Annotated in this window: 9 protein-coding genes; 3 read left to right on the top strand and 6 right to left on the bottom strand. The window is 40.2% G+C overall.

Annotation, left to right across the window (positions count from 1 at the left end; genetic code table 11):
- Positions 1-661, bottom strand: a 661-nt coding sequence (locus tag FM107_RS10495; protein ID WP_179204455.1) for a TonB-dependent receptor plug domain-containing protein, incomplete at its 3' end; no start/stop codon positions are given.
- 117 nt (positions 662-778) lie between these two features.
- Between FM107_RS10495 and FM107_RS10490 the strand changes: the two genes are divergently transcribed.
- Both FM107_RS10490 and map read left to right on the top strand, forming a co-directional pair.
- Positions 779-1,447, top strand: coding sequence for a metal-dependent transcriptional regulator (locus FM107_RS10490; RefSeq protein ID WP_086948465.1), 669 nt, complete (start codon positions 779-781; stop codon positions 1,445-1,447).
- A gap of 85 nt (positions 1,448-1,532) precedes the next feature.
- Positions 1,533-2,297 carry a type I methionyl aminopeptidase gene (gene map, locus FM107_RS10485; protein WP_086948471.1) on the top strand — a complete coding sequence of 255 codons (765 nt, stop codon included), beginning with the start codon at positions 1,533-1,535 and terminating at the stop codon, positions 2,295-2,297.
- Between the two features lie 45 nt (positions 2,298-2,342).
- Here map and FM107_RS10480 read toward each other — a convergent pair whose 3' ends face one another.
- The 5 genes from FM107_RS10480 to FM107_RS10460 are packed head-to-tail and all read right to left on the bottom strand — an operon-like array spanning position 2,343 to position 7,083.
- Entirely contained in the window at positions 2,343-3,140 is a 798-nt protein-coding gene (locus tag FM107_RS10480; protein ID WP_143559474.1) for a hypothetical protein, read from the bottom strand.
- A 24-nt stretch (positions 3,141-3,164) separates the two neighbouring features.
- Complete coding sequence (locus tag FM107_RS10475; protein WP_086948463.1) at positions 3,165-4,061, bottom strand: metal ABC transporter permease; 897 nt, start codon at positions 4,059-4,061, stop codon at positions 3,165-3,167.
- A gap of 15 nt (positions 4,062-4,076) precedes the next feature.
- Complete coding sequence (locus tag FM107_RS10470; protein ID WP_086948462.1) at positions 4,077-5,360, bottom strand: iron chelate uptake ABC transporter family permease subunit; 1,284 nt, start codon at positions 5,358-5,360, stop codon at positions 4,077-4,079.
- A 12-nt stretch (positions 5,361-5,372) separates the two neighbouring features.
- Positions 5,373-6,158, bottom strand: coding sequence for a metal ABC transporter ATP-binding protein (locus tag FM107_RS10465; RefSeq protein WP_086948461.1), 786 nt, complete (start codon positions 6,156-6,158; stop codon positions 5,373-5,375).
- 4 nt (positions 6,159-6,162) lie between these two features.
- On the bottom strand, positions 6,163-7,083 hold the full coding sequence (locus tag FM107_RS10460) for a metal ABC transporter solute-binding protein, Zn/Mn family (RefSeq protein WP_086948470.1): 921 nt from the start codon (positions 7,081-7,083) through the stop codon (positions 6,163-6,165).
- 217 nt (positions 7,084-7,300) lie between these two features.
- Here FM107_RS10460 and FM107_RS10455 point away from each other — a divergent pair, with 217 nt between their 5' ends.
- Positions 7,301-7,678: a metal-dependent transcriptional regulator gene (locus FM107_RS10455; protein WP_086948460.1), complete on the top strand. Its 378-nt coding sequence runs from the start codon at positions 7,301-7,303 to the stop codon at positions 7,676-7,678.
- Positions 7,679-7,695 lie beyond the last annotated feature (17 nt).

Genomic DNA, 7,695 nt, shown 5'->3' with positions numbered 1-7,695 from the left:
CACTACCATACAGGGTGGAAGCAGGTCCTTTTACTACTTCGATACGGTCAATCAGAGCTTGTGGTATGCCACTTAATCCGTACACAGTAGATAGACCACTGACAATAGGCATTCCGTCTATTAGTATCATTGTATAAGGACCTTCCAAACCGTTGATATGGATATCGCCCGTATTACAAACATTACAGTTCAGTTGCGGACGTACACCATTTATATTTTGTAAGGCATCAAACAGCGAAGGCGTAGGGTTAGCTTTGAAGAACTTTGAGGTATAAACTTCCACCGGTACGGGACTTTCCAGTTTAGACACTTCCTTCATTGTGCCTGAAATGACCACTTCTTCTAATTCATCTAATTTTTCTTCAAGAATAAAATCTTTAGAAGCTGATTCGCCGTTAATAGTTATGGATTCCTTATGTTTATCAAAACCGATATGGTTTACTTCTACTTCCCACGTTCCATAAGGTATATTCTCCAAGACATAATCACCCTTGTCATTTGAAGATGCACCGACATTTAGTTTGGGGATGGATATAGATGCAGCCACAAGTGGGACTCCTCGTATATCTGAAATTTTTCCCAATATTTTACCTGTTTGGGCATATGTTATAAAGCCGGTAAGCATAATAACTGCTGTAAATAGTGTTTTGAATTTTGCCATTTTATTTTATTTATAAAACTATATTTTTAGATTTGCAAAATTAACAAGTTAGATGATACTAACAAAATAATTTCTAACTTTATTGTTAGTGATGGCTAATAGTAATAAATTTGCCTTATGATATCACAAACGGAAGAAAATTATCTAAAGGTTTTATATAATCTTACAAGCTTGAAAGGCGAAGCCAGTGTCAATGACATCAGCAAGCAGTTGGACATCAAAATGCCTACTGTTAACAGTATGATGAAACGGCTTGCCGAAAAGAAACTTGTCGTTTACGAAAGTTACAAACCGCTTAAACTGAGTGTTGAAGGTAAGAAATTGGCGGCTCTGATTATCCGTAAACATAGATTGACAGAAATGTATCTGGTAGAAAAAATGGGATTTGGTTGGGAGAATGTGCATAACATAGCCGAGCAAATCGAACACATACAAGCACCAGAATTTTTTGACAAAATGGATGAATTATTGGGCTTTCCTAAAGTGGACCCTCACGGTTCTCCTATCCCGGATGCTGACGGAAATATAGCATCAGACAATTACCTAAAATTAAGTGACTGCAAAGTAGGTGAAAGTGTTACTTTTATGGCTGTACAGCCATCTTCCGAAGATTTGCTGAAGTTCCTGACCAGTCGTGAACTTTCTTTAGGGCTTGAACTTAAAATAAAACAAATTGAACCATTTGACGGCAGTATGGTTATCAGCTATGCCAATAAGGAAAATGAAATGCTGAGCAGCAAAGTTTGTGATAAATTGCTCGTGAGCAAGAAGAGTAAGAAAAAATAAACCGAGTCCTGTATTAAAGCAAAACATTACAAATCAGCTTCTCTTTAACAAAGGAGAGGTGCTATCAAATACTAAAAAGAAAAATATGTCCATATCAAAAGAATCAGAACTATTTGGGATGAGAAAAGCGAGTCACGCTGTTGCATACACTTTAAAAGAAATGATACGTTACGCTCAACCAGGAATGAATACAAAAGAACTGGACGAATACGGAGCGAAAATCCTATCGGACTTCGGCGCAAAATCAGCTCCCCATTTAACTTACGGGTTTCCTGGCTGGAACTGCATAAGTGTCGACAATGAGTTCTGCCACGGAATTCCTTCTGAAAAAAGAATATTAAAAGAAGGAGATTTGATAAATATAGACGTTTCTGCGGAGCTGGATGGTTTTTGGGCGGACAATGGTGCTTCATTCGTTCTGGGAAAAGACATTCATCAGCACCAGAAATTGGTGGATGCATCCAAAGAAATTTTACGAAAGGCGATCAGTAATATTAAAGGCGGGGTGAGAATTGGAGACATCGGACATATAATGGAAACCGAAGCGAAAAAGAGAGGTTATAAAGTCATAAAGAATTTGGGCGGACACGGCATCGGAAGAAGTTTGCACGAACAACCGGATGAAATTATGAATTACAAAAACAGATTTGACCAAAGACGTTTTAAGAAAAATTCTGTAGTCGCAATTGAAACTTTCATATCAACAACTTCAACATACGCTACAGAATTGAATGACGGCTGGACTATGGTTGGTAACAAAGGTGGTTATATGGCTCAACACGAACACACTATTGTGGTAACGGACGGAAAGCCGATAATTCTTACCGAAGCAAATGAGATACTGAATTAAGATAAGTACTTTTTCTTTTAGATATTAAAGGAGATAATAAATTGGTTACTCCTTCAAAACAATCTTTCTTTCCACCGAAGTATTTTTCCCGGTCAAAGCATTTCCAGACGCGTGAACCAATGACAGTTTTATTGTATTGTCTCCGAGTGGCAAACCTTCTATTTTGTAAGGTTGCCAGTTATCTAAAATAAAAACTTCTCCGTTTATCTCCACCTGCACTTTATGTCCACCTTTCGCAAGGTCAGTATTTAGAAGGTAGAAATCCAATAATATTGTTTTGGTATCTTTTCCTGCATATTCTCCTTTTGGTCTGCTGTAAAACAGCATTGGTGTTTTGGGTGTTTCCAATTTCTGATATTTACCATCATCTGTTACTTGGAAACGGTTCAGTACAAATGCTTCTGGCTCTTTTATGGATTCGTGGTACGAACGGGAAAGAAAAGACAGTAAATAATGCTCCGTTCCTTTTTTGAGTTTTATTTCATTTTCAGATTTGTACAATGCCGTATAGGGCGAATTATCCATAATGAAATGGATATGCTGTCCGTCGTGTGAATTGGCAAGATGACGTGCATTGTGGTCGTCGGTGTATGCCGTAAGCGTAAAATTTTCAATGCCGTAATTCACTTTGAAAGTTACCGAATCCGATGAAGTAGTTTCCTTTACCTGAATGTCCTGTATTTTCAGCGTTGCACCGGGAAAAGTCCTGGAATGCTCTACCGGAGTAACCGATAAATTGCCTTCGTTTGTCTGATTGTGTTCTTTTTGCCCTTTGCTATTGCACCCTGCAAGAAGCATTAATGCAATAACGTTAGTCCCGATTATCCTAAATGTCTTCTTCATTATTTATAATTTTTTAAAATCTGTTTACTCTATTTTTTGCGAAAGCAAAGTATTCCTTGCTGCCAACTTCAATCTTTTGTTTTTCAGTACAAACTGTGTGTACACGAAAACAAGGGCAAATACAACTCCCGTCATTAACGCCATACATCCGGCAATAGACGCATTGAGCCAGTAAGCCAGCCAATATCCGGTAAAAGAAACCAGAATACCGATGCCAACGGTAATGAACAGCATTTTCTTTAAATCTTCTGTAAGCAAATAAGCCGCTGCAGGCGGACCAATAAGAAAGGTAATAACCAGTATCGCTCCGACAGATTCAAAAGCACTTACGGTGGTAAAAGACACTGCTGCCATCAGCAGGTAATGCCACAATGCGGTAGAAATGCCGATAGTCGCAGCAAAAGACGGGTCGAATGAGGTTAGCTTCAGTTCTTTGTAGCCGACATAAATAAACAGTACCACCAAGAGTAGCACTACCGAAAGTATATATACCGGTTTTGGACCGATGCTTGTGCCGTCAGGTAGTATCCAGAGATTGATAGGTACATAAGCGAGTTCACCGTATAGTACACAATCCTGGTCAAGGTCAATTTTTCCGGCAAAGGTGCTGATAAGGATAATGCCCACGGCAAACATAAAGGTAAAGACAATCCCGATAGCAGCATCGGTTTGTAAGCGGGCTTTACGGTGCAGATATTCAATAAAGAATGTCGCCAATAATCCCGTGGCTCCTGCGCCAAGAAGCATAGGAAGCGTATCACGGCTGCCGCTCCATAAAAAGGCGATGACGATGCCCGGAAGCACGGCATGGCTGATGGCATCGCCTACCATACTCATTTTGCGGAGTACGAGAAAACTGCCCAGCAATCCGCAGGAAATCGCCACCAATGCTCCGGTCAATATAATCCACAATGCTATCATTTTATCTGTTTTGTATTACTTCGGTATCATGGTCCCATGCGGGTCTGTTTCCGGATTATCTAAATATTTTTCCAATTGTTTTTCCAGCTCGGGCGTGATGTAATGCTCCATTTCTTCGGCATTGTCGTGTACGTGGTCGGGAGCTATTTCCATATAGTTTGTCAGGTACAATTCCCACAAACGGTGTAACCGAACGATTTTTTTCGCTTTCAGAAGCCCGGTTTCGGTCAGTTGTGCCTGTTGGTTACTGTAATCCAAAAGACCTTGCCGGTTTAATCTTTTCATTCCTGATTTTAATTGGGTCGGCTGCATTTTTTTGAAAGCCAGCAATTCCTCCACCGTTCTTTTCATTTTGAAATTTTCGTCCCTTTCGCTTATTTGGTAAAACAGCTTGAGGATATTTTCATCCATCATAGTACGGCTGTTCTTGTTGCGTTTCAACGTTTTTGGGACAACACCCAACGGGGCAAAAAAGAACGAGAAAAAAGCAATCAATGACGAAACCACCACCATCCACGGACCTGTCGGCATCGCCGGAGCGATGTATGAAATATAAGCTCCTGCCAGTCCCGAAACAGCACCGAATATAGCGGCAAACAAGACCATCCGCCTGATATTGTGTGTCCAATATCTTGCGGCAGCGGCAGGTGTGATAAGCATCGCAGCCATCAATACAACGCCTACTGCGGTAATACCCGATACTACCGCCAATACGGTAAGGCTGGTCAACAGCAAATCCAATTTCCGAACAGGCAATCCCAATACTTCGGCATAATGTTCATCAAAGGCTATAATCGTAAATTCTTTGAAAAAAGCAAGTGTAACGGCAATCAGTACCACGGCAATAACAGAAAAGGTTATCAGGTCGCTGCCTATAAGTGTTGCCGCTTTTCCGAATATAAAACGGTCCATACCGCTTTGTGCCGCATTGCCCGATTGCTGAATATAGGTCATCAGCACAATGCCCAATGCGAAAAACACCGAAAGCACCAGCCCGATGGCAGCGTCTTTCTTTATCTTTGATTTTGCGGTAATATAGTCTATCGCAACGAGCGAAAGCCACCCTGATATAAACGCTCCGACAAGCATCAGTGAAGTATTCTTAGTACCTGCAAAAAGAAAAGCAGCACAGATACCCGGTAATACCGAATGCGAAACGGCATCTCCCACAAGAGATTTTTTTTTCAGCACAATGAATGAACCCACAATGGCAGCACTTACCGAAAGCAGGATGCTCCCGAGTACCACGTACCTGACGTTGGGGTCATTGAATGAAAAAAAGTTAACGAAATTATCCATTGTATCTGTTGATTATTTTTTTTCGGAAAATTTATCTTTTGCCAGTAAATCTCCTGCTTCTGCCAATACAGATAAGCGTGTGCCGTAGGTTTTTTTGAGCAATTCGGGAATGTAAACCTGCTTCATCGGACCCGAAGCTACAAGTCGCATATTGAGCATTACCAGCCAATCAAAATATTCGGTAATGGTATCCAAATCGTGATGTACAACGATGACGTTCTTTTTGGCATTGACCATTTCACGTAATAAAGTGATAATGGCTTCTTCCGTAGCAGCATCCACACCGGCAAACGGTTCATCCATCAGGTAAAAATCGGCTTCCTGTGCCAATGCCCTTGCTATAAAGACACGTTGCTGCTGTCCGCCCGAAAGCTGGGAAATCTGCCGTTTGGCAAAATCGGTCATTCCCACTTTTTCAAGACATTCCATTGCGATTTTCCTGTCCGAACTGCGTATGCTGCGAAGCATTCCAATTTTGGCATATCTTCCCATCAATACCACATCAAGTGCTGATACCGGAAAATCCCAGTCCACCGATTCCCGTTGGGGAACATAGCTCACCCGGCTGCGCACTTTGTCTAAGTCTTTTCCGAATATTTTTACATAGCCGCTTGATAGAGGAATCAAACCCATTATGGATTTGAGCAAAGTGGATTTACCCGAACCGTTGGGACCAATAATACCGGTAATGCTTCCTTCGGGTAAACTGAAATCAACACCCCAAAGAGCCGGTTTGCTTGAATAGCTTACCGTGAGGTCGTGTACTTCCAATACCGGATTTTCAGATTGAATAATCATTTGTTTACTGTTTTAATGCGGTTACGATGGTATTCACATTGTGTTTTACCATTCCGGTGTATGTGCCTTCGGAAGTTCCTTTTTCGCCCATTGCATCCGAAAAAAGATTACCTCCGATGGACAGTTTTTTTCCTTTGTTATTCACGCCTTCCACCACAGCCTTTAGCGATTTATCCGATACGGAACTTTCGACAAATACTGCGGGAATATCATTTTTGATAATAAAATTGACCAAATCGGTAACGTCCCGCAAACCGATTTCCGACATCGTGGATATACCTTGCAATCCCCTTACCTCAATTCCATAAGCCTTTCCAAAATAGCTGAACGCATCGTGTGCGGTAATCAGTACCCTTCTGTTTTCGGGAATGGTAGAAATTTCGGCTTTCACCCAATGGTCGAGGCTGTCCAGTTCTTTCAGGTATTTATCGGCATTTTGCTGATAATACACCGTGTTTTCAGGATTGAGCCGGATAAGGCTTTTCAATGTTATTTCCGCAGCTTCTTTCCAAAGAGCTACGTTGAACCAGATATGTGGGTCATAGGTGTTTTCGGATACACTGATTATTTTTCCCCGGATGATGGAGTCACCCAAAGCAATCACGGGCTTTACGTGGGTTTGTTTCTCCAGTATTTCGCCCATTTTACCTTCAAGGTGCAGACCGTTGTAAAAGATGTAATCGGCATCTATTATTTTTTTGAGGTCACCCTGACTGGCTTTGTACAGATGCGGGTCTACTCCGGGTTGCATAATAGCTTCTACCTTTGCCGAATCTCCAGCTATGTTTTCTACTATATCGGCTATCATTCCCGTTGTGGTAACGATATAGGGTATTTTGCTTGTTGCCAATTTTTTGTTTTCTCCACAGGAAAGTATTAAGGAGAAAACGACTAAAACATAAAGACAATTTATGTGAGTTTTCATTTTTATCTGAATTACGCTATTTTTAATCATTCACTGAATCGATTAAGATTTATTTAGGCAAATATAATTAAAAAGTTAGATTTGTATAACTTTTAAGTAATAGTATTCTATATTTGCTTTTATACAAACTGTTCATTGTGATAAAGATTAATGGTGATTATTGAATTATTTAATATTTGCATTTTGATCCGAGCATTTTCATCCAATAAAATGAGATATGAAAAAAGTAAACGAACTGACTTATGCTGAAAAAATTTACCTGTTGAAAATTTATCAAATCTCAATTGCTGAGGATAAGCATATTTCCACCACCCAAATAGCTAAATCGCTCGAAGTTAAAGCTTCTTCCGCCACAGATATGCTGAAAAGATTGGCTTTTAAAGGATTGGTATTGTACAGCAAATATCACGGTTGTGAAATGACAACTGAAGGTATTGGAATTGCATCAGTGGTTGTTGAACGATTTCTATTAACACAACGGTTTCTAAACACGAAACTGGATATGGATATGGAAGATAGCCAACGTATTGCAGAAAAAATCATTACGCTGGATGTTCCTGTATTATTTAACAAAATAAAGCAAGCATTACATTAAGATTAAATAATACAACA

This window comes from Sphingobacterium sp. JB170 (genome assembly GCF_900163865.1).
Lineage (GTDB): Bacteria > Bacteroidota > Bacteroidia > Sphingobacteriales > Sphingobacteriaceae > Sphingobacterium.
Note: the sequence above shows the minus strand (reverse complement) of the source record. Positions and strands in the feature narration are given on the sequence as shown.